This is a genomic window from Nonomuraea sp. KM88, from assembly GCF_052245635.1.
Taxonomy (GTDB): domain Bacteria; phylum Actinomycetota; class Actinomycetes; order Streptosporangiales; family Streptosporangiaceae; genus Nonomuraea.
This window is the reverse complement of the sequence record NZ_JBQQCC010000007.1, coordinates 50,606-69,831: the sequence shown is the minus strand read 5'-3', so window position 1 is coordinate 69,831 and position 19,226 is coordinate 50,606. Positions and strand designations below refer to the sequence as shown.

Sequence of the window (19,226 nt, the reverse complement as noted above, 5' to 3'; positions counted from 1 at the left end):
TCAGTAGGCTCTTGGGGTTGCCCTTTTCACAGGTGAGGAATCCCGTGTCCGCCTTCGCCCTCGACGAACCGTTCGATCGCCGCCCCGGCCTGTCGCGGGCGGGCAGCGTGCTGCGCGCCGCCGCCGACTCAATACCGCCCTCCAGCCTCGTCCTGCTGGGGATCTTCAGCGTGCAGCTCGGCGCCGGATTCGCCAAGGAGCTGTTCGCGGCGCTGCCGCCGAGCGCGGTGGTGTTCCTGCGCATCGCGGCGGGGGCGCTCATCCTGGGCGCGTTCGTCAGGCCGCGGCTCAAAGGGCTGGCCGGACGTGACTGGGCGCTGGGCATCGGCTTCGGCGTGACGCTCGCGGTGATGAACCTGACCTTCTACGAGGCCCTGTCGCGGCTGCCGATGGGGATCGCCGTGGCCATCGAGTTCCTCGGGCCGCTGGGCGTGGCGGTGGCGGCCTCCCGGCGCAGGATCGACCTGCTGTGGGTGGGCCTGGCCGGCGCGGGCGTGGTGCTGCTCGCGCCGTGGGGAGAGTCGGCCTCGGCGAGCTGGGCGGGGATCGCCTTCGCGATGCTGGCGGGGGCCTGCTGGGCCGGGTACATCCTGCTGTCGGCGGCGGCCGGGCAACGTTTTCCCGGCACGAGCGGGCTGTCGTTCGCGATGATCGTGTCGGCCGTGGTGATCGCGCCCGTCGGGATCACGACCGGCGGGGCGGACCTGCTCCAGCCCGAGCTGCTGCTGATCGGGCTCGGCGTGGGGCTGCTGTCGTCGGTGATCCCCTACTCGCTGGAGCTGCGGGCGCTGCGGCGCATGCCCAAGCAGGTGTTCGGCATCCTGATGAGCATGGAGCCGGCCGCGGCGGCGCTGATCGGGGTGCTGCTGCTGAGCGAGTTCCTGCACGTGCAGCAGTGGGCGGCGATCATCTGCATCGTGGCCGCGAGCCTCGGCTCGACGCGGATGGCCGGCCGCGCGAAATAGCGGCGGCCCTCACACGGCGGGATCGCAAGACGGGCCGCCGCGCGCCCGTGGGATGGGGTCTCGGGCGCGCGGCGGGGGGCTCGGCCTCGGTGGGCGGGTGTGCCGAGCCCGGTGAAGGTCAGCGGAGTGCGGGAGTCCGCGTGACCAGGCTGACGCCACCGCCCGGCAGCGGGGATGGCGTGGTCCGGCGGTCCGATGGACCGGGACGACGGGACAGCCGGGCGCCCGCGCTTAGGCGCCGCTCAGCCGGCCCGCATCGAGGTTACCCCGATCGGGGAGCACACGATCCCTAAATGTCGGAACTTACCGCTCGGATCACGGGTTAACCCGGATTGTCGGGCTCAGTGCTCGGCCCAGATGCCGCGTACATGACCGATGTGCTCTTCCATGATCTGGGTGACGGCGGCGGCGTCGCCGCTCTTGAGCGCGTCGAGCAGCGCCAGGTGCTCCCTGGCAGAATCGGCCAGGGAGCCCCGCTCGGAGAGCTGGGACAGCCCGTAGAGCCTGGCCCGGGTGCGCAGGTCGCGCACCACGGAGACCAGGTGGGCGTTGCCGCACAGGGCCAGCAGCTCGACGTGGAAACGCAGGTCGGCGTCGACGTACGCCAGCAGGTCGCCCCGCTCGCTGGCCGAGACGATCTCCTCCGCGGTGGGCCTGAGCCGCTCGAACTCCTCGGCCCGCGTGCTGTCGGCCAGCCTGGCCACCGTGGGCACCTCGATGAGCTGGCGGATCTCGGTGAGCTCGTCGAGATCGCGGTCGGAGAGCTCGGTCACCCGGAAACCCTTGTTGCGCACCGCCTCGACCAGGCCCTCTTTCGCCAGGTCGAGCATGGCCTCGCGGACGGGCGTGGCCGACACGCCGAACTGGGCGGCCAGCACCGGCGCGGAGTAGACCACTCCCGGCCGCATCTCACCGGTGATCAGCGCGGCGCGCAGCGCATGAGCGACCTGCTCCCGCAGGCTCTGCCGCTCCCCCACCATCGGCAGGTCGAGCCGGTCGTCGGCGACCATCCCGCCACCCCCCTCCTACGTCCAGGCCTCGTAAGCGGCAGCCGCCACCACGAGGTCCTCCCACGCCATGCCCGTGCCTTTGAACACGCGCGGCCCCGGCCCCACGAGCACTCTTCCGGCGATCAGGTCCGCGAGGTTGCCGGCGAGATGACCAGTGGTGATCGTACCTTGGCGGATCGGGACGATCAGGTCACCCGCCTCTTCCATGGCGGCCGCCCTGGCCTCGACGACCACGGTGGCACGCGCGACGAGATCGCCGTCGAGCTCGCGGGCGCCGGGCTCGTGCGACCCTACGGCGACGACGGTGGCGCCGTCGCGGGCGAGCTTACCGGGGAACAGGGGTTCCCTGGCGGTGGTGCAGCAGGCCACGAGGTCGGCCCCCGCCAGCGCCTCATGGCTCCCGCCGTCCTCGGCCGAGGTCAGCGCCCGCGCGTCCAGCCCGAGCGTGCGGCAGTGCACGGCGAGCGCCTCCGCGCGTCCGGGATCGCGCCCGACGACCGTCACCTCCGCGACGGGCGCCACCTCGCGCAACGCCGCCACGTGCCCCCACGCCTGCGGCCCGCTGCCGTACACCACCAGCCGCCGCGCTCCCGGCTCGGCCAGATGGCGGACGGCCAGCGCCGAGACGGCGGGCGTGCGCAGCGAGGTGAGCGCGATCCCGTCCATGGCCGCGAGCGGGGCCAGCGTCTCGCCGTCCAGCAGCAGGTACGTCCCCTGGATCCGGGGCAGCCCCCGCCCGGGGTTGGCCGGCGCGACGGTGGCGGCCTTCACCCCCGCGTACCGCCCGGCCGCGGCGGGCATCAGCAGCAGTTGCCCGGCGGGCACGTCCACGACCGACCGTTGCGGCGTGTCCTCAGGGTCGAGCCCGGCCCTGAGCGCGTCCTCGAGAACCTGTACGGCCCGCGCGGGCGGCACCAGCCGCTCCAGCGTGGCGGCGTCGAGATACGGCAGTGTGCTCATCGCAGGGTGAACCCCGTTCCCATCGGATCGTCGGGATCGAGCTCGAAGGAGTGCCGCCCGGTCCGGTACGCCATGCCCTCGATCTCCGGGACCACCGCGCCCTCGGCGACGCCGGCCACCCGGGCGCGGAAGGTGCTGCCGACGACGCTCGTGTGGATCAGCGGGCCGCGCAGCCCCGAGTCGTGCAGCAGCGCCAGCCGGGCGGCGGTGCCCGACCCGCAGGGCGAGCGGTCCACCTCCCCGTCGGCGAACACCGCCACGTTGCGCTGGTGCGCCACGCCGTCCACGTCGGGCAGCTCGTCGTAGAAGATCACGCCGTAGACGCCGGAGAGCCGCTCGTCGGAGGGATGCCGGGAGGCGGGATGGCCGGCCAGGCCGGCCTTGACGCGCCGGGCGCGCTCGATGAGCGCGGGCAGGTGCCGCGGCTCCACCGACAGCCCCACCGCCGCGGCGGGCAGGGAGGCGTAGATGGCGCCGCCGTAGGAGACGTCGACCGTCACCCCTCCGGCCGGCACGCCGCGGGCGATCACGAACGACGGCACGCTGACGAACGTCACCCCCCTCACCTGGCCCCCGGAGCAGCGCACCCGCGCCGTGACCCGCCCCGACGGCACGTCCACGACCACGTCCGTCTCGCCGTCGGGAGCCGCGTCGGCCAGGCCCTCGCGCACCGCGTGCACGCCCAGCGCGATCGTGCCGTGGCCGCAGGCGGTGGAGAAGCCGTCCTTGTGCCAGAACAGCGCGCCGAACCGCGCGCCGGAGTCGTCGGGCGGGACCAGGAAGCACCCGTACATGTCGGCGTGGCCCCGCGGCTCGTGGCACAGCAGCCGCCGCACGTGGTCGAAGTCCGCCATCGCCGTGGAGCGGCGGTCGAGGACGCTGGAGCCGGGGATCCCGGGCACGCCGCCGGTCACGATCCTGAACGGCTCGCCACCCGTGTGGTAGTCGACCGTCGTGATCACGCGCTCTCCGCTCACAGCTCGAATCCGGCGGGGAAGGGGTCGCGGGGGTCGAGGAAGTACTGGGCGGTGCCGGTGATCCAGGCGCGGCCGGTGATCGACGGCACCACCGCGGCGCCGCCGCCCACGACGGTCTCCTCCACCAGCCGGCCGATGAACCGGGTGCCGATGAACGACTCGTTCACGAAGTCCCGCCCGAGCGGCAGCTCGCCGCGGGCGTGCAGCTGGGCCATGCGGGCGCTGGTGCCGGTGCCGCACGGCGAGCGGTCGAACCAACCGGGGTGGATGGCCATGGCGTGCCGCGAATGCTGGGCGTCGGAGCCGGGCGCGGCGAAATAGACGTGGTGGCAGCCGCGGATGCGGTCGTCCTCCCGGTGCACGGGCTCGTCGGCGGCGTTGACGGCCTCCATGGTGGCCAGACCGGCCGCGATGATCTCGTTCTTGGCCTTGCGGTCGAACGGCAGGCCGTAGGAGCCGAGGTCGACGATCGCGTAGAAGTTGCCGCCGTAGGCCAGGTCGTACGGGATCGTCCCGAACCCCGGCACGGTCACGGCGGCGTCCAGCCGGTCGCAGTAGGAGGGCACGTTGCGCAGCGTCACCGACGTGGCCATGCCGTCCTCGACGGCCACGTCCACGGCCACCAGCCCGGCGGGGACCTCCAGCCGCACGGTGGTGACCGGTTCGGTGACCTCCACCATGCCGGTCTCGACGAGCACGGTGGCCACGCCGATGGTGCCGTGCCCGCACATCGGCAACAGCCCTGACACCTCGATGAACAGCACGCCCCAGTCGGCGTCCGGCCGGGTGGGCGGCTGCAGGATGGCGCCGCTCATCGCCGAGTGGCCGCGCGGCTCGGTCATCAGCAGCGTGCGGACGTGGTCGAGGTGGTCGCGGAAGTAGACGCGCCGCTCGGCCATGCTCGCGCCGGGGATCACGCCCACGCCGCCGGTGATCACGCGCGTGGGCATGCCCTCGGTGTGGGAGTCGACGGCGTGGAAAACGCGCTTGGTCCTCATCGCAGTCCTTCCGTCACGGGGTCCTCCGGGGTTTCGGGTGAGGGGGTGGATCGTCCGCGAGGGCCGGATCGGTCGCCTCTCCGCCCTCGCTGAGCGCGCCGAGGGTGACCGGCTGGGCGATGGGGCGGCGGGGCGGCTGCGGCGGCTCCCCCGCCAGGCACGAGACGGCGTATCCGCAGATGCGGCCCTGGCACCATCCCATGCCCGGCCTGGCCAGCAACTTGATGGAGCGCGCGTCGGTCGCGCCGAGGTCCTGCGCCTCGCGTACGCGGGCCAGCGGGACCTCCTCGCACCGGCACACCAGCGTGTCGTCGCGCAGCCACCCCTGCCAGCCCGGCCTGACGGGGTAGGCCCGCTGCAGCGCCTCCCCGAACGCCCGCCACCGCGCTAGCCGGCGGGCCCGCCACCGGGCGAGCACCCCGGGCACCCCGGGCCGCGTCCGGGAATCGGCCACGACGGCCAGGCCGGCGATGCGGCCCTCCAGTTCGGACAGCCGCCACCCGCCGACCCCCGTGGGCTCGCCCGCCGCCCAGACACCCGGGACGGTGGTGCGCTGGGCGGCGTCCACGGTGAGCACCGGGCTGCCGTCCACGTCGTGCCGGGTCCGGCAGCCGAGTTGCGTGCCCAGCTCGATCTGCGGCACGAAGCCGTATCCGGCGGCCACGGTGTCGCACTCGACGACGCGGGTGGCGAGGATGTTCCACCCCTCGTCGAGGCGGGCCACGGTGACGGCCTCCACCTCGCGCTCGCCGTGCGCCGCGACCACCGCCTGGCGCGTGCGGTACGGCACCCGGTGCCGGGCCAGGCCCACCGCGTACCGTGCCGCTTCGCCCGCCTTGTCCAGGGCGAGGAGCGGCCGCCTGGCCAGCCCGAGCCCGCTGCCGGCCTCGAACACGCCCAGCACGCGCGCCCCCGCCCCGGCCAGCCCGACGGCCACGGGGAGCAGGAACGGCCCGGTGCCGGAGACGACGATCCGCCGGCCGGCCACGACGCCGCTGCCCTTGAGCAGCGCCTGCGCGCCGCCCGCGGTGAGCACGCCGGGCAGGTCCCATCCGGGAAAGGGCAGCGGCCGGTCGTGCGCGCCGGTGGCGATGAGCAGCCGCCGCGCCCGGAGAGCGACCGGGAGCTCGGCCTCCCTTCCGTCCTGAGCCGGCGATGACCGTGTGACGCAGTGCACGACCAGGGTCCCGTCCGGTTCGCGGGCGGCGCTCCACGCCTGGTGCCGCAGCAGCACGTCGGCACGCTCGCCGAGGGCCCGGCCCTGGCGCAGGAACCGGCCGAGCCCGGGCTCCGCGCCCGGGACGGCGGAGTGGCGGAAGTACTGGCCGCCGAGCCTCGCCCCGGAGTCCACGAGCGCCACCCGCAGGCCCGCCCGCGCCGCCGTGAGCGCGCCCGCGACCCCCGCGGGCCCGCCTCCGATCACCACGAGGTCGTACGTCACGACGTCGCCACCTCGTCCCCGGGCGCGGCCTCCAGGAGGCAGGCCCGCTCGGGCGCCCGCCCGTTGACGGAGATGAGGCAGTCGAAGCAGACGCCGATCCCGCAGAACAGCCCTCTGGGCCGGCCGCCGAAGCGGGTGCTGCGCCACGACCGCACGCCGGCCGCGTGCAGGGCCGCGCCGATCGTCTGCCCGGGGACGACCGGCACGGGCCGGCCGTCGACCGTGATGTGGAACGTCACTGGTCCTCCTCGGAGAAACGTCCGGGCCGGAAGGGGCTCAGGTCGAGGTCGGGCTTCTGACCGGTGATGAGCTGGGCGAGCAGGTGCCCGGTCGCGGGGGCGAGCCCGATCCCCGCCCCTTCGTGCCCGCACGCGTGGTACAGCCCGGCCACGCGCGGGTCGGCGCCGATGACGGGCAGGTGGTCGGGGCAGTACGGCCGGAACCCGCAGTAGGACCTGATGGCCCGCACCTCGCGCAGCGCGGGGAAGAGCGCGACCGCCTGCCCGGCCAGCCGCGCGAGCACCGGCACCGACGTCGTACGGTCGAAGCCGACCCGTTCCCTGCTGGCCCCGACGAGCACTGTCCCCGCGGGGGTGCCCTCGACGACGGCGGACGTCTCCAGCCCCGCCGAGTCGCTGGCGACGTTCGTGACGTAGGCGGCGGTGTAGACCTTGTGCCTGATCAGCGGCTCGCGCAGGGGTTCTGTGACGAGGACGAACCCGCGCCTGGGCAGGATCGGCAGGTCGACGCCCGCCAGCGCGGCCACCTCGCCGCCCCAGGTGCCCGCCGCGTTGATCACCGCGCCGCCGCGGACGTCGCCCCGCGAGGTGCGCACGCCCGTCACCCGGCCGCCGGAACGCGCGACCCCGGTCACCGCGGCGCCCAGCCGCAGGCGCAACGTGCCGCGGCCGAAGCCGCGCGCCCCGTGCCTGAGCAGGGCGGCGGCGGCCAGCATGGGCTGCACCTGGGCGTCCTGCGGGTAGTGCACCCCGCCTGCCAGGTCGCCGGCGAGGTGCGGCTCGTAGTCGCGCAGCGACCCGGCGGGCACCAGGGTGTGCTCGACGTCATGAGCGGCGGCCTGTCCGGCGGCGAGGTGAGCGAGCCGCTCCTGGACCTCGGGGGTCTCGGCGACGACGAGCCCGCCCTTGGCCTCGAACTCGAACCCGCCGTCCCCGCCGTGCCGCTCCGCCAGCGAGCGCCACAGCCGGTTCGACAGGACGGCCAGCTCCAGCTCGGGCCCTGGTTCCTTGTCGGACACCAGGACGTTGCCCTCGCCCGAGCCGGTCGTGCCGCCCGCCACGGGGCCGCGGTCGATCACGGTCACGTCGAGTCCCGCCCGTGCGGCGTAGTAGGCGCAGGCCGCTCCCACCACGCCGGCGCCCACGACGATCACGTCGGACAAACGCCACCACCTCCCCTCAGTAATATGTCACATAGCCAATAACCTTGAGAAGCCCCTTCCGCCCCGTTCAGGGACCGGCCCTCCGGGCCCTTACCATCGATACGTGAAGCTACCCACGGACCATCCCCACCCCCTTGTGCGCCGCCTGTTCTCCTTCTGGGCGCCCACCGAGAGGTCGATGCGCGGCTGGGCCATGGCCTCCGTGGTGGTCAACGCGGGCATCACGGTGACGGGCGCGGGAGTGCGGGTCACCGGCTCCGGGCTGGGCTGCCCGACCTGGCCCAGGTGCACGCCAGACAGCTTCATCCCGGTCGCGCACCCCGAGGTCTCACCGCTCAACATGGCCGTGGAGTTCGGCAACCGGCTGCTCACCTTCCTGGTGCTGGCCGTGGGGGTCGCGTGCGTGCTGTCCGCGCTGCGGATGAAGCCGCGCAGGCGCTCGCTGGTGCTGCTGGCCTGGCTCCAGCCGGTCGGCATCGTGGCCCAGGCGCTGTGGGGCGGGCTGGTGGTCAACACCATGCTCAACCCGTTCACGGTCGGCATGCACTTCCTCATCTCCAGCGGCCTGATCGCCGCCTGCTGGGTGTTGTACGCCCGCGCGGGCGAGGGCGACGCCCCCGCGCGCCGGGTGACGCACCGCGACATCAGGCGGCTCGGGCACGTGCTGCTCACGGCGGTGTTCGTGCTGCTGGTGGCCGGTGTGGTGGTGAGCGGCACGGGGCCGCACTCGGGCGACGCCATGGCCTCCCGCTTCGACCTGGACATCGAGGCCGTGGCGCGCATCCACGCCGACATCGCCTACGTCGTGGTGGGGCTGACGTTCGCGCTGGCGTTCGCGCTGCACGTGAACAACGCCCCGCGCCCCGCGCGCCGGGCGGCGCTGGTGCTCTTCGCGGTGGAGCTGGCCCAGGGCGTGATCGGCTACACCCAGTATTTCCTCGCCGTGCCCGCCATGCTGGTCCTGCTGCACGTCCTCGGCTCGACCCTGGTCTGGATCGCCGCGCTGAGGGTGGTCACCGCGCTGCGCACCCGTTCCCATGAGGCCGCCTCCGCGGGCCCCTCCCCCACCGCGGCGCACGCCGCCGTCTGAGGGGATGAGCCCGGGTTTGGGGCGTTAGGTCCGCCACTCCCCCGCCCCGACGCGCGCGTGATTTGCACGGAAACGTCCGCCGCGCTCCGCACACCACCGCTCCGCGACGTCGCCTCAGCCGGGAGCGCCGGGAGCGTAGCCCGGCGGCGGTGAGCCCCTGGCGACCGAGCCGGCGGGCATCGACCGCGCCGGGAAGTCCGCCCTGGCGGTGCTCATGCACTCCAGCAGCGCCCGCTGCTCCTCGTGGAAGGTCTGCTCGTCGACCACGTGGCGGGCCGCCCGCTCATGCAGCAGGCCCAGCTCGGTGGCGGCCAGCTGGTAGTCGCGCATCGCGCGCAGCCCCCGCCTGCCGCCGTGGGCCTTGGCCCACTGCCTGGCCTGCCGCCGCCGGGTGAACGCCGACAACATGTAGATGTCGGCCTGGGTGACCAGCTTGGTCGGCTCGTACGGCGGGAGATAGCGCTGGATGAGGGCGACGATGCGCCGCCGGTCCCTGAACACCACGCCGATGAGCACGACCAGCACGACCAGCAGCGTCAGGTAGGCCACCACGAGCCCGGGGAAGCCGCCGTAGGAGGCCAGGCCGTTCCACAGGCCGTGCAGGATCATCGCGGCCGACCAGCCGGCCAGGACGGGGAAGATCCGATCGCCGCCGCCGCGCTGGGCCGCGTAGGCGACCGCGACGCCGATCATGGAGCTGAACAGCGGGTGCGCGAGCGGCGACAGGATGCCTCGCAGCACCACCGTGACCGCCAGCCCTTTGACGCCCGAACCGGACAGCGCGGCGATGTAGTAGCTGACGTTCTCGCTCATGGCGAAGCCGAGGCCGACCATGCTCGCGTAGATGACGCCGTCGGTCGGCCCGTCGAGCTCGGCCCTGCGGAACCTGAGCAGGCCCAGCAGCACCAGGCCCTTCATCGTCTCCTCCACCACGGGCGCGCCGAACGTGGCCGCGATGTTGCGGGCACTGGCCTCCGACAGGCGGGCGGTGTCGATGATGTAGTGCAGGTTGAGCGAGTTGACCACGCCGGCGACCAGCACCGCGATGCCCGCGCCCCACGCGAACGCGAAGATCAGGTTGCTGCGCGGCTCCGGCTCCATCCGGTCGAGCGCCAGCACCGCGGCCAGCAGCAGCGGCACCGGCGCCAGCGCCAGCATGAGGGCGATGAAGAACTGCACCGGCGCGCCGTTGAACACCACGTCGAACGAGAACGAGACGAGGGCGCAGATGCCGGTGAGCACCAGCCCGATGATCAACGCGAACGATGGGCGGTCCTTGAACACCCAGCGTGGATCACGGGTCGCCATAGGGTGACCTTAACGGATCAGAGTGCCGGGGTCCGTGCGGGTCGGAGCAGTGCGGGTCAAGGCCGGGCGTGCCGTGGTCGACCTGGAGCGTGGTGTGGCCGATCTCGAAGCGCTCGTGCAGCAGGCGGGCGAGGCGCGTGCGTACGTCGTGGCAGTCGGAGCCCTCCGCCACGATCACGTGGGCCGACAGCGTGGGATAGCCGCTCGTCACGGCCCAGACATGCAGGTCGTGCACCTCCTCGACGTCGGGGTCGGCGGCCAGCACACCGCCGATCTCGTCGGGGTCCAGCCCGCTCGGCGCCGCCTGCAGCAGCACCCGGCCGGAGTCGCGCAGCAGCCCCCAGCCGGCCTTGAGCATGAGGGCGGCCACCACCAGGGCGGCGATCGTGTCGGCCTGGCGGAAGCCGGTCAGCCAGACCACGACACCCGCCACCGCCGTGGCGATGAAGGCGTACATGTCGTTGAGCACGTGCTGGAAGGCGCCCTCGACGTTGAGGCTGCGCCGGTCGGCCCTGGACAGCAGCCAGACGGCCAGCGCGTTGACGGCGATGCCCGCCAGCGCGGTGAACACGACGACGGGCCCCGACACCTCGGGCGGCTCCATGAGCCGGCGCACGCCCTCGTAGACGAAGTAGGCCACGAGCAGAAGCAGCGTCACGCCGTTGACCTGCGCGGAGAGGATCTCGGCCCGCTTCCAGCCGAACGTGTAGGCGCCCCTGGCCGGCCTGGCGGCGATGCGCATGGCGAGCAGGGCCAGCGCGATGGCGGTCGCGTCGGTCAGCATGTGGGCGGCGTCGGAGATCAGCGCGATCGAGTTGGCGATCACACCGGCGATCACCTCGACGACCATGTAGCCGACGATGAGCGCGAGCGCCCCGGCCAGATAACGCCGGTCGGCGTTCGCGCTCAACGCGTGGCCGTGCCCATGTCCGGGCCCGTGCCCATGACCGGGCCCCCGACCGTGATGATCTCCGCTCATCCGGTCTCCTTCAGATGCTCCCGGCTCAGGTCGAGCAGCATGCGGACATGGGCGTCGGCCAGCCGGTAGTAGATCATCCGTCCGGCTCTGCGGCTGGCCACGATCCCCGCCGTACGCAGCAGGCGCAGCGCGTGGGAGACGGCCGTGTCGGTCACCTCGACGGCGTCGGCCAGGTCGCACACGCACAACTCCCCCGCCTCCAGCAGGGCGTAGAGCAACCGGGCCCGGGTCGGGTCTCCGAGCAGGCGGAACAGCTCGGCCAGCCGGGTGGCCTCTTCCGGCGTCACGAGCCGGTCGCGGGTGGCCGCGACCCTGGCGGCGTCCGGCTCCTGCACCGTGCAGCCGTCCAGACCCGTGATAACACCTGAAGAGCTATTCATATGTGCACTATAAAGACCGGGAAGGGCCCGGCGCAACGGCCGGGCGGAGCGTTCAGGCGAGCAGCGGATCGATCGCGACCGCGAGGAAAAGCAGCGCCAGGTAGGCGTTGGACCAGTGGAAGAACCGCATCGGGCGCAGGGCGACACCGCTCTTGCCGGCGTTGAGCCGGCCCAGCAGGCGGTGCACCTCCCACAGGCACACGGCGCCGAGCACGGCCGCCACGACGGGGTAGAACAACGTGGTGCCGGCCACCGGCCACAGCGCCAGCGAGCACAGCACGGTCGCCCACGTGTAGGCGATGGACTCCAGGACGACCCGCCGCTCGGTGGCCACCACGGGCAGCATCGGCACCTTGGCCGCCGCGTAGTCCTCCTTGTAGCGCATGGCCAGCGTCCAGGTGTGCGGCGGCGTCCAGAAGAACACCACCCCGAACAGCACCAGCGGCGCCCAGGCGAGCCGGTCGGTGATGCCCGCCCAGCCGATCATCACCGGCATGCAGCCCGCGATGCCGCCCCACACGATGTTCTGGGCGGTGCGCCGCTTGAGGATCATCGAGTAGACCAGCACGTAGAACAGGATCGCGCCGGTGGCCAGCAGGGCGGCCAGCGCGTTGGTGGTGAGCCACAGGCCCACGGTGGAGAGCACGCCGAGCACGATGCCGAAGACGAGCGCCGCGCGCGGCGACACCTGGTGCCTGGCCAGCGGCCTGCGGCGGGTGCGGCGCATCTTCTGGTCGATGTCACGGTCGACGTAGCAGTTGAGCGCGTTGGCGCTGCCGGCCGACAGGGTGCCGAACACCATGACGGCGACGGACGTCCACAGCGGCGGCAACCCGCCCGCCGCGAGGAACATCACGGGCAACGTCGTGATCAGCAGCAGCTCGATGATCCGCGGCTTGGTGAGCGCGATGTAGGCCTTGACGATCATGCCGATCGAACGCGGCTCGCCCACCTTCGGGGACGGGGCCGTCGCCTGCCTGTTGGTGAGCACCGTCAAGGCGCTTCCAGCCTGTGCGGGGTCAACGCGTAACCTCTGATTAGAGCGGATCCATGGGTGGGCGCCGTGACGCCTCTGCGAACAACCAAACTGTAGTCGCAGGGTCGGCCGGTCCGGCCAATGGGGGGGCTTGCGCCCCACGTGGGACGCCGGGGTGGAACGGGAATTGATCGTCACCTCCACTCGGTTAGGGTCCCTGTGGGCGGGATAGCCAAACCGGCGTGACCAATGACAACTAGATTCCGGAGATCGAGCACTTGAGCACCGAACTCGTGCCAGCCCTCGAATGGACCGACCTCGACAAGAAGGCGGTCGACGTCGTTCGAGCCCTGGCGATGGACGCAGTGGAGAAGGCGGGCTCGGGTCATCCCGGCACCGCCATGAGCCTCGCCCCCGCCGCCTACCTGCTTTTCCAGCGCGTGATGCGCCACGACCCGACCGATCCCGGATGGATCGGACGCGACCGCTTCGTGCTGTCATGCGGCCACACCAGCCTGACGCTCTACATCCAGCTCTTCCTTTCCGGCTACGGCCTGTCGCTCGACGACCTCAGGCGGCTGCGCCAGTGGGACAGCCTCACGCCCGGTCACCCCGAGCACGGCCACACGGCCGGCGTCGAGACCACGACGGGTCCGCTCGGCCAGGGTCTGGGCAACGCGGTCGGCATGGCGATGGCGGCCCGCCGCGAGCGCGGCCTGTTCGACCCCGGCGCCGAGCCGGGCGCCTCGCCGTTCGACCACCACATCTGGTGCCTCGTCAGCGACGGCGACATCGAGGAGGGCATCAGCCACGAGGCCAGCTCGCTCGCCGGCCACCAGAAGCTGGGCAACCTCATCGTCATCTGGGACGACAACCAGATCTCCATCGAGGACGACACGCTCATCGCCAAGTCGGAGGACGTCGTCGCCCGCTACGACGCCTACGGCTGGCACACCCAGAGCGTCGACTGGACCGAGAACGGCGACTACGCCGAGGACGTCCAGGCGCTCTACGACGCGCTGCAGGCGGCCAGGTCCGAGACCGGCCGGCCGTCGTTCATCCGGCTGCGCACCATCATCGGCTGGCCCGCGCCCAACAAGCGGAACACCGGCAAGATCCACGGCTCGGCCCTGGGCGAGGCGGAGGTCGCCGCCACCAAGGAAGTCCTCGGCATGGACCCCTCCAAGAGCTTCGACGTGCCGGACGAGGTGCTCAAGCACGCCCGCGCCGTCGCCCAGCGAGGCCGCGCCGAGCACGCGGAGTGGGAGAAGGGCTACGCGAAGTGGCGCGCGGCCGACACCGAGCGGGCCGAGGAGCTCGACCGCATCTCCCAGCGGCAACTGCCCAACGGCTGGGCAGGGGCGCTGCCGTCGTTCGAGGCGGGCGCCTCGATGGCCACCCGCAAGGCCTCCGGCGAGGTGCTCAACGCGCTGGCGCCGGTGCTGCCCGAGCTCTGGGGCGGCTCGGCCGACCTGGCGGAGTCGAACAACACCACCATGAAGGGCGAGCCGTCCTTCGTCCCCGAGGAATACCAGACCAAGGAATTCCCCGGAAACCGCTACGGCCGCACGCTGCACTTCGGCATCCGCGAGCACGCCATGGGCGCCATTCTCAACGGCATCGCCCTGCACGGCGGCACCCGCCCCTACGGCGGCACGTTCCTGGTCTTCTCCGACTACATGCGACCGGCGGTGCGCCTGGCCGCGCTGATGAAGCTGCCGGTCACCTACGTGTGGACGCACGACTCCATCGGCCTGGGCGAGGACGGCCCCACGCACCAGCCGATCGAGCACCTGTGGGCGCTGCGCGCGATCCCCGGCCTCGACGTCGTCCGCCCGGCCGACGCCAACGAGACCGCGTACGCGTGGAAGGCGGTGCTCCAGCACACCGACCGGCCCGCGGCCCTGGCTCTGACCAGGCAGAACCTGCCCGTCTTCGAGGGCACCAGCGCCGAGGGCGTGGCCAAGGGCGGCTACGTCCTGCGCGAGGCCTCCGACGGCCAGCCCCAGGTCCTGCTCATCGCCACGGGCAGCGAGGTGGAGATCGCGGTGAACGCCCGCGACCTGCTGGAGGCGCAGGGCATCCCGACGCGCGTGGTGTCGATGCCGTGTGTCGAATGGTTCAACGGGCAGGACATCGCATACAGGCAGACGGTCCTGCCTGCGTCGATCCGGGCTCGGGTCGCGGTCGAGGCGGGCGTCGCTCTCGGCTGGCACCAGTTCGTCGGCGAGTGCGGCGAGGTCGTCGGCCTCGAACACTTCGGCGCGTCGGCCCCGTACAGGACCGTGTACGAGCAGTTCGGGCTGACGGCGGAGCGCGTGGCCGCGGCGGCGCATGCGAGCCTGGCCAAGCTTGGCCGGGAAAAGGGCGAGACGACGGGAAACTGAACGAACATGAGTGAGATCCTGAACAAGCTGTCCGGCCAGGGCGTCGCCATCTGGCTCGACGACATCAGCCGTGAGCGCCTGCGCACCGGCAACCTCGAGCAGCTGATCCGCGAGAAGAACGTCGTCGGGGTGACCTCCAACCCCACGATCTTCGCCAACGCGCTCAGCAAGGGCGACGCGTACAACGCCCAGCTGCACGACCTCGCCGTACGCGGCGTCGACGTGGGCGAGGCCGTACGCGCCATCACCACCTACGACATCCGCTGGGCCGCGGACGTGCTGCGCCCCGTCTACGACGCCACCGGCGGCGTGGACGGCCGGGTGTCGCTCGAGGTCGACCCGCGCCTGGCCCGCGAGAGCGAGAAGACCGTGGCCGAGGCGCGGGCGCTGTGGTGGCTGGTCGACCGGCCCAACCTGTTCATCAAGATCCCGGCGACGGTCGAGGGGCTGCCGGCGATCACGCAGGCGCTGGCGGAGGGCATCAGCGTCAACGTCACGCTGATCTTCTCCCTCGAGCGTTACCGCGCGGTCATGGACGCCTGGCTGGCCGGTCTCGAGGCGGCGCAGGCCAAGGGCCTCGACCTCGGCAAGATCGATTCGGTGGCGTCGTTCTTCGTCAGCCGGGTCGACACCGAGATCGACAAGCGGCTCGACAAGCTCGGCAAGCCCGAGCTGAAAGGCAAGGCGGGCGTGGCCAACGCGCGCCTGGCGTACGCGGCGTTCGAGGACGTGATGAACTCCGAGCGCTGGCAGCGGCTGCGCGCCGCGGGCGCCCGCCCGCAGCGGCCGCTGTGGGCCTCGACCGGCGTGAAGAACCCCGAATACTCCGACACCCTCTACGTCGACCAGCTCGTCGTCCCCGGCACCGTCAACACGATGCCGGAGAAGACGCTCGACGCCACGGCCGACCACGCCAACGTCTCGGGCGACACCGTGCGCCCCTTCTACGAGCAGGCCTGGAACACCATGGCCGCGCTCAAGGAGGCCGGCGTCGACTACGACGACGTGGTGAAGGTCCTGGAGGACGAGGGCGTCGACAAGTTCGAGGCGTCCTGGAACGAGCTGCTCGAGAGCGTCACCAAGAACCTGGTCCCGTGATGAAGGTCTCCTGCCGCGATGAGGAGGTGGCGTCCGCCGCCGCCTCCCTCGCGGGGCGCCTCGTCGCCGGCGGCGTGCCCGCGCGGCTCGCCGCCGGCGACCCCACGCTGTGGGGTGAGGACGCCGATGCGGGCGCGCAGGCCGGTCGGGGCCGCCCTGCGCGCCCGCGAACGCCGTCCCGCGCCTCGCGCGAGCTGCTGCCCGAGCTGGGCAGGCTCGCCGAGCGAGCACGCGCGCAGGGACTGACGAACGTGGTGCTGGCGGGGGCGGGCGGCTCGCCCGCCGCCGCCGAGGTGATCTGCGACACCGACGACGTGCCGCTCACCGTTCTCGACACGACCGACCCCGGGCAGGTGCGCCGCGCGCTCGCCGAGCCGCCGGACGCCACGATCGTGGTCGTCGCCGACGCGGGCGGCTCGGCCCTGGAGACCGACTGCCTGCTGCGGATCTACGAACGTCACTTCACCGACGCGGGCATCGCGCCGGCCGGGCGCATCGTGGTGGTCACCGGCCCTGGCTCGCCGCTGGAGCGGCGCGCGCGTGAGAGCGGCCACCAGGTGGTGCCGGCCGCCCCGGTCGCGGGCGGCCGTGCTCCGGCGCTGTCGGCGTACACGCTGGTGGCCTGCGCGCTGGCGGGCGCCCGCGTGGAGCGGCTGCTCGACGACGCCGAGCAGGCGCTGCCGCTGCTGTCCCTCGACTCCGGCAACCCCGGGCTCGACCTGGGGGCGGCGCTCGGCGGCGCGGCGCTGGGCGGGCGCGACAAGCTGCTGCTCGAAGACCAGCTCTCGGCCATCGCCGGGCTGCCCGGCTGGATCGAGGAGCTCGTCGCGGGGTCCACCGGCAAGCGGGGCAGGGGCATCCTCCCCGTCGTCGGCGCCGACCCCCGGCGCAGTGGCGACGAACTCGTCGTCGCCATCGAGTCCGACGTCGGCGACGTGCGCGTCGACGGGCCCCTCGGCGCGCAGTTCCCGGTGTGGGAATATGCCGCCGCCGTCGCCGGCCTGGCGCTGGACGTCGACCCGTTCGACCGGCCCGACGAGGCCGGCGCGCGCGACGGCACCCTCGCGCTGCTGGCCCTGCCCGACCTGCCGACCGGCGCTCCCGCGTTCACCGACGGCCCCGTCGAGGTGTACGGCGGGGTCACGGCCAAGGACCTGCCCGGGCTGTTCGCCGAGCTGCTGCACACCGTTCCGGCCGGCGGATATCTGTCGATCATGGCCTACCTCGACCGGCTGGCCGCGTTCGACGCTCCGGTGCCCGACGGGGCCGACTTCGAGCAGATGACCGACGCCTGGATGATGGCCGACGCGGCGACGCTGCGGGCGCTGCTCGCGCTGCGTACCGACCGGCCGGTGACCTTCGGCTGGGGCCCGCGCTGTCTGCACGCGACCGGCCAGTATCACAAGGGCGGCCCCCCGAACGGCGTGTTCCTGATGATCACAGGTGCGGTGGCCGAGGACGTCCCGGTCCCCGGGCGGCCGTACACCCTGGGCCGGCTCCAGCTGGCGCAGGCTCTCGGTGACCTCGGCGCCGTGGAGACCCGCGGGCGTCCCGCCGTACGCCTGCATCTGACCGACCGCGCGGCGGGAGTCGCGCACCTGCTCGCAGCCGCACAGGAGGCTTGAGATGACAGACCCGGCAGCACCCGCGGAGGAGGCCGCCACGGTGGCCACCTCGGCCGCGGGCACCTCCACCACCATGGAAGTCCTGGCGGCCAACCCGCTGCGCGACCCGCGTGACAAGCGGCTGCCCCGGGTGGCCGGACCGTGCGTGATGGTGTTGTTCGGCGTGACAGGCGACCTGGCCAAGCGCAAGCTGCTGCCGGCGATCTACGACCTGGGGAACCGAGGGCTGCTGCCGCCCGGCTTCTCGCTGGTCGGGTTCGCCAGGCGCGACTGGAAGGACCAGGATTTCGCCCAGCTGACGCACGACGCCGTCAAGGCACACGCCAGGACGCCCTTCCGCGAAGAGGTATGGAAGCAACTGCGTGAGGGCATCCACTTCGTGCCCGGCGAGTTCAACGACGACGGGGCGTTCGACGCGCTGGCCATGGCCTTGAACGAGATCGACGAGACACGGGGCACCGGCGGAAACTACGCGTTCTACCTCTCGGTGCCGCCGAAGTTCTTCCCCGTGGTGGTCGAGCAGCTCAAGCGGACAGGGCTGGCCGACGCGCCCGAGGATTCGTGGCGGCGGGTGGTCATCGAGAAGCCGTTCGGTCACGACCTGCGCTCGGCGCACGAGCTGAACGAGATCACCACCTCCGCCTTCCCGGAGAGCTCGATCTTCAGGATCGACCACTACCTGGGCAAGGAGACCGTCCAGAACATCATGGCGCTGCGGTTCGCCAACAACCTCTATGAGCCGATCTGGAACCGCAGCTTCGTCGACCACGTGCAGATCACGATGGCCGAGGACATCGGCATCGGGGGGCGGGCCGGCTACTACGACGGCATCGGCGCCGCCCGCGACGTGATCCAGAACCACCTGCTCCAGCTGCTCGCGCTGGTCGCGATGGAGGACCCGACCTCGTTCGACGCCTCCGCGCTGCGCCGGGAGAAGGAGAAGGTGCTCAAGGCCGTGCGGCTGCCGGCCAACCTCGGGCTCAACACCGCGCGCGGGCAGTACAAAGCGGGCTGGCAGGGCGGCGAGAAGGTCGTCGGCTACCTCCAGGAGGACGGCATCTCGTCGGCGTCCACCACGGAGACGTACGCCGCCATCAAGCTGGAGATCGCCAACCGGCGGTGGGCGGGCGTGCCGTTCTACCTGCGCACCGGCAAGCGCCTGGGCCGCCGGGTGACGGAGGTCGCGGTGGTGTTCCAGCGGGCGCCGCACCTGCCCTTCAGCGCCGACGACACCGAAATACTCGGCCACAACGCGCTCGTCATCAGGGTCCAGCCGGACGAGGGCATCACCGTCAGGTTCGGCAGCAAGGTGCCGGGCACGGCCATGGAGGTGCGCGACGTCTCCATGGACTTCGCCTACGGCGAGTCGTTCCTCGAGTCGTCCCCCGAGGCGTACGAGCGGCTGCTGCTCGACGTGATGATCGGCGATCCCCCGCTCTTCCCGCACCAGCGGGAGGTCGAGCTGTCGTGGAAGATCCTCGACCCGATCGAGGAGTTCTGGGCCACGCAGGGCCAGCCGGAGGGCTACGAGTCGGGTTCGTGGGGGCCGGAGTCGGCCGATGCGATGATGGCCCGCGACGGCCGCGTCTGGAGGAGGCTCTAGTGAGCGGACGCGTTGACACATCCGGTA

Annotated in this window: 17 protein-coding genes; 6 read left to right on the top strand and 11 right to left on the bottom strand. The window is 72.4% G+C overall.

Annotation, left to right across the window (positions count from 1 at the left end):
* The first annotated feature begins 44 nt into the window (after positions 1-44).
* Positions 45-965 carry an EamA family transporter gene (locus ACTWPV_RS21895; RefSeq protein ID WP_347644722.1) on the top strand — a complete coding sequence of 307 codons (921 nt, stop codon included), beginning with the start codon at positions 45-47 and terminating at the stop codon, positions 963-965.
* A gap of 341 nt (positions 966-1,306) precedes the next feature.
* Here ACTWPV_RS21895 and ACTWPV_RS21890 read toward each other — a convergent pair whose 3' ends face one another.
* Genes ACTWPV_RS21890 through ACTWPV_RS21860 form a run of 7 tightly spaced genes read right to left on the bottom strand, consistent with a single transcriptional unit; the run spans position 1,307 to position 7,744 of the window.
* On the bottom strand, positions 1,307-1,975 hold the full coding sequence (locus tag ACTWPV_RS21890; protein ID WP_443153185.1) for a GntR family transcriptional regulator: 669 nt from the start codon (positions 1,973-1,975) through the stop codon (positions 1,307-1,309).
* 15 nt (positions 1,976-1,990) lie between these two features.
* Entirely contained in the window at positions 1,991-2,935 is a 945-nt protein-coding gene (locus ACTWPV_RS21885; RefSeq protein ID WP_443153184.1) for an ornithine cyclodeaminase family protein, read from the bottom strand.
* A complete protein-coding gene (locus ACTWPV_RS21880; RefSeq protein ID WP_443153183.1) occupies positions 2,932-3,897 on the bottom strand; it encodes a proline racemase family protein in 966 nt (321 codons plus the stop codon). Before ACTWPV_RS21880 ends, ACTWPV_RS21885 begins: the two co-directional genes overlap by 4 nt.
* A gap of 11 nt (positions 3,898-3,908) precedes the next feature.
* Positions 3,909-4,910: a proline racemase family protein gene (locus tag ACTWPV_RS21875; RefSeq protein ID WP_443153182.1), complete on the bottom strand. Its 1,002-nt coding sequence runs from the start codon at positions 4,908-4,910 to the stop codon at positions 3,909-3,911.
* A gap of 13 nt (positions 4,911-4,923) precedes the next feature.
* Complete coding sequence (locus ACTWPV_RS21870; protein ID WP_443153181.1) at positions 4,924-6,351, bottom strand: FAD-dependent oxidoreductase; 1,428 nt, start codon at positions 6,349-6,351, stop codon at positions 4,924-4,926.
* Positions 6,348-6,590, bottom strand: a complete 243-nt coding sequence (locus ACTWPV_RS21865) for a (2Fe-2S)-binding protein (protein ID WP_347644728.1) — start codon at positions 6,588-6,590, stop codon at positions 6,348-6,350. Before ACTWPV_RS21865 ends, ACTWPV_RS21870 begins: the two co-directional genes overlap by 4 nt.
* Entirely contained in the window at positions 6,587-7,744 is a 1,158-nt protein-coding gene (locus ACTWPV_RS21860; RefSeq protein ID WP_347644792.1) for an NAD(P)/FAD-dependent oxidoreductase, read from the bottom strand. Before ACTWPV_RS21860 ends, ACTWPV_RS21865 begins: the two co-directional genes overlap by 4 nt.
* Before the next feature lie 112 nt (positions 7,745-7,856).
* Between ACTWPV_RS21860 and ACTWPV_RS21855 the strand changes: the two genes are divergently transcribed.
* Positions 7,857-8,843, top strand: a complete 987-nt coding sequence (locus ACTWPV_RS21855) for a COX15/CtaA family protein (RefSeq protein WP_347644729.1) — start codon at positions 7,857-7,859, stop codon at positions 8,841-8,843.
* A 114-nt stretch (positions 8,844-8,957) separates the two neighbouring features.
* Here the strand turns inward: ACTWPV_RS21855 and ACTWPV_RS21850 are convergent, their stop codons facing one another.
* From ACTWPV_RS21850 to ACTWPV_RS21835, 4 genes are read right to left on the bottom strand one after another with little or no spacing between them, the layout of a single operon-like run.
* Positions 8,958-10,151: a PrsW family intramembrane metalloprotease gene (locus ACTWPV_RS21850; RefSeq protein WP_347644730.1), complete on the bottom strand. Its 1,194-nt coding sequence runs from the start codon at positions 10,149-10,151 to the stop codon at positions 8,958-8,960.
* Positions 10,138-11,130, bottom strand: a complete 993-nt coding sequence (locus ACTWPV_RS21845) for a cation diffusion facilitator family transporter (RefSeq protein WP_347644731.1) — start codon at positions 11,128-11,130, stop codon at positions 10,138-10,140. Before ACTWPV_RS21845 ends, ACTWPV_RS21850 begins: the two co-directional genes overlap by 14 nt.
* Positions 11,127-11,510, bottom strand: a complete 384-nt coding sequence (locus tag ACTWPV_RS21840; RefSeq protein WP_347644732.1) for an ArsR/SmtB family transcription factor — start codon at positions 11,508-11,510, stop codon at positions 11,127-11,129. The genes ACTWPV_RS21845 and ACTWPV_RS21840 overlap by 4 nt, the downstream gene beginning before the upstream one ends.
* Before the next feature lie 52 nt (positions 11,511-11,562).
* Positions 11,563-12,507 (bottom strand): heme o synthase, encoded by a 945-nt coding sequence (locus ACTWPV_RS21835; RefSeq protein WP_347644733.1) that lies wholly within the window; start codon positions 12,505-12,507, stop codon positions 11,563-11,565.
* A 257-nt stretch (positions 12,508-12,764) separates the two neighbouring features.
* Here ACTWPV_RS21835 and tkt point away from each other — a divergent pair, with 257 nt between their 5' ends.
* The 4 genes from tkt (at position 12,765) to zwf (ending at position 19,199) form a co-directional block, all read left to right on the top strand.
* Positions 12,765-14,873, top strand: a complete 2,109-nt coding sequence (tkt, locus tag ACTWPV_RS21830; protein WP_443153180.1) for a transketolase — start codon at positions 12,765-12,767, stop codon at positions 14,871-14,873.
* Positions 14,874-14,879: 6 nt separating this feature from the next.
* Positions 14,880-15,971, top strand: a complete 1,092-nt coding sequence (gene tal, locus ACTWPV_RS21825; RefSeq protein WP_347644735.1) for a transaldolase — start codon at positions 14,880-14,882, stop codon at positions 15,969-15,971.
* Positions 15,971-17,596 (top strand): glucose-6-phosphate isomerase, encoded by a 1,626-nt coding sequence (locus ACTWPV_RS21820; RefSeq protein ID WP_443153439.1) that lies wholly within the window; start codon positions 15,971-15,973, stop codon positions 17,594-17,596. Before tal ends, ACTWPV_RS21820 begins: the two co-directional genes overlap by 1 nt.
* A gap of 73 nt (positions 17,597-17,669) precedes the next feature.
* Entirely contained in the window at positions 17,670-19,199 is a 1,530-nt protein-coding gene (zwf, locus tag ACTWPV_RS21815) for a glucose-6-phosphate dehydrogenase (protein WP_347644794.1), read from the top strand.
* The last annotated feature ends 27 nt before the right edge of the window (positions 19,200-19,226 follow it).